The sequence below is a fragment of the Hyalangium sp. genome, assembly GCF_045802625.1.
GTDB lineage: Bacteria > Myxococcota > Myxococcia > Myxococcales > Myxococcaceae > Hyalangium.
In genome coordinates, this window is the sequence record NZ_JBJMQP010000148.1 from 1 (window position 1) to 2,537 (window position 2,537).

The following is a 2,537-nucleotide window of genomic DNA, read 5'->3' on the forward strand; positions in this document are numbered from 1 at the left end:
CCATGATCATCTCTTCACGCTCGTGCACCGTGTAGATTAGCACCTCGATGCGCGGAAAGATCTTGCGGAGTTCGAGTGTAAGGTCCCGGCCGTTGAGTTCCGGCAGCGAGTAATCGATAATGGCAATGTCCGGGCTGGTCTCGCGGGCCACACGCAGCGCCTGGCGTCCGCTCGCGGCCTCCGCCACGACATCGAGGTTTTGCCTCGTATCGAGGAGGGTTCGCAGGCCGCGGCGGATGACCTCGTGGTCGTCGACGATCAGGACTCGTCTGGATACCGGCATCGGCCGCCCCCCTGCTGGTTGCGCCTGTCCTCCTCCAGGCTCCTGTGATCGCACCTAGAAGCGGAAGCCGACCCCAACCAGTGCTTGGTGGCGGACGACATCGATTCCGGAGAAGAGCGGATTCAAGTTCACGTTCGCCCCGCGGATATCGAGATCGCCGTTATTGTAGTTGGTATAACGGTATTCGAGTTTGCCGTAGAACGAGTTGCCGAAGGCATATTCGCCCCCGATGCCAAGCCGGAAACCGTCCACTTTCACATGATTGTTGAACTTGAACGCCACGCCGTTATCGACGCCGTCTCCGTCCACGTCGATCTTGTGGTTGGTATAACCCACCTTGGCGTAAATCAGGAACTCCGGGGCCACCAGCACACCGCCGCGAATGCCGATGTAGAAATCGCCGCCAGCATCGATGTTGGTGTTCAGCGTGACCGGCACGTTGGGCGGGGCTGGCGAGGGCAACTGGCTCGGCCGAACGCCGCTATAAGACCGCTGTTTGCCGGCGGTCGATTCCATCAGCTCGCCCTCAGCACCGATTACGAGGCCGCTGAACTGATAGTCGTAGCCGACCCCGAAGCCGTACATCCAGCCGCTCTGGGACGTCTTGCCGCCATTGAAAACATCGTCGTCGTAATCGACGCCCTCATTGTCGTAGCCGGTGAGGAGCTCTCCCTTGAACCCGGTGAAGAGATTTTTCTGGGCCACTGCCGGGGTCGCAATTGCGCCGGCTGCTGCCAGCGCAAACACCATCCGGCCGAGCCGAAGTTCCTTGGTTGTTGCTGCGAATGCCATGAACCTTCTCCCCTTCAGTCCCCATCGGGTGTCGATGAGCCTTAGGGGTAGGCCGCTTCGCAAAGCCCATATATCGGGTGAACACCGGAGTAGGGGGGCTGCGCGCCCCGACCCGATCCGGAGGCTCTGTCATGCGCCTCGATGCTGGCCGGGCCAGCGCGCAGTCTCTACTTATTGGATGCTGTCACCGGTCGGGTGGCCAGCGTTCTTTGAAGCATCTCCATTGCCATCTGGGGCTCCCGGATTCTCCCCGAGGTCGGACGATTGAGGTCGACGATGGTGATGATCGACATGGTGAGCAGCAAGAACAGCACGACCGCAACGAACCGACTGCGCCGCTCCTCGAGCACGAAGCCGAGGATGGCGGCGGCGACGACCAGATAGATATAGAGAACCTGCAGGACCTCGGGCGGTACGCGGGTCTGCCGCGCCACCTTTCGCGACCGGTCGAAGTCGAGGATCGAGTTCGTGGTGTTGACGAGCGGCACCTGGATCCCCCGGCTCTGCGCCGTGTCCATGGCATCCGAGACGGCCCTTGCGATATCGATCAGGAGGCGGTTGTTGGCCACCAGCAGTTCCTCTTGCCGGGTGGTCCTGCTTCCGAGTTCGACCCGGTTATCGACATAGACTTTAAGGAGCTGGGCGAGGCGGCTGCGATGCGGGTCGTCGAGCATCTGCGCGAGCGTGTATTCGTCGCCGATCGCATTGGCTTCCGAGGAGACGAAGGTCCGGCGCGCCTCGTACCGATCGAGCGCTACGCCGAAGGTGAACGCCAGCAGCAGCGAGAGCAACCCGAGCACTTGCGAGACGATGTAAGTTTCCTGACCTGGCGGGCTTTCTGCCCGGCCAACCTGGCGATTGCGACGGCGGACGAGCAGCCGTGCGCCATAGCCAAGGCCTGCCGCCAGCATGGACGTGCCGACCAGGAATATAGCGATCACGGTCTGCGATGCAGAGACCAAGATGGAATAGGATCCGAGATCCAAGACCCCCTCCTCAACGCGCCCGTATGAGGCTGGCCTTGGGCCTTCCGACATAGGGTGAATTCCCGAGGGAGCGCATTCCGGCGCCCCACGCTGGCTCAGCTTGGAAGCGCAGCAAAGTCACTGCCTCCGCAGGGACTGGCCCAGCGTTTCGACACCCCCACGGCCAGCTCAGCGGCCAAGGGTTTGCCCCCATCGATTTCGGGTTTCTACCGGAGTGAACCCGAACTGAAAGCCCCGCAGACCAAGATGATGGCTTTGGGGCCGGAGGGGGCACATGTCGAACCGCTGGATAACAAGTTCGCTGCTTGCAGTCGCGACTGCCTACAGGGTGGCGCAGCCTGCGCGCGCTCAGGATAGCCCGTCCGAGCGCGAAAGCGACAAGCAACGGATCGAGCGCCTCGAGGCCACGGTAGCGGATTTGAGCCGGCGCCTGTCCGAGCGCGAAGCTCATGAGCAAGCCGTTGCGCAGCAGCGGG

At 62.2% G+C, this 2,537-nt stretch carries 4 protein-coding genes; 1 reads left to right on the forward strand and 3 read right to left on the reverse strand.

Annotated elements, in window-relative coordinates:
- The 3 genes from ACJ8AT_RS27145 to ACJ8AT_RS27155 form a co-directional block, all read right to left on the reverse strand.
- The coding region (locus ACJ8AT_RS27145) for a response regulator transcription factor (protein WP_407740782.1) at positions 1 to 283 on the reverse strand (283 nt) is incomplete at its 3' end.
- A gap of 54 nt (positions 284 to 337) precedes the next feature.
- Complete coding sequence (locus tag ACJ8AT_RS27150) at positions 338 to 1,075, reverse strand: outer membrane protein (protein WP_407740783.1); 738 nt, start codon at positions 1,073 to 1,075, stop codon at positions 338 to 340.
- 167 nt (positions 1,076 to 1,242) lie between these two features.
- Positions 1,243 to 2,061, reverse strand: a complete 819-nt coding sequence (locus tag ACJ8AT_RS27155) for a hypothetical protein (RefSeq protein WP_407740784.1) — start codon at positions 2,059 to 2,061, stop codon at positions 1,243 to 1,245.
- 274 nt (positions 2,062 to 2,335) lie between these two features.
- Between ACJ8AT_RS27155 and ACJ8AT_RS27160 the strand changes: the two genes are divergently transcribed.
- A partial coding sequence (locus ACJ8AT_RS27160) for a hypothetical protein (protein WP_407740785.1) occupies positions 2,336 to 2,537 on the forward strand: 202 nt, incomplete at its 3' end.

Excerpts from the sequence above, each read along its gene's own strand:
- ACJ8AT_RS27150 (WP_407740783.1), bottom strand. The coding sequence starts at position 1,075 with ATGGCATTCGCAGCAACAACCAAGGAACTTCGGCTCGGCCGGATGGTG.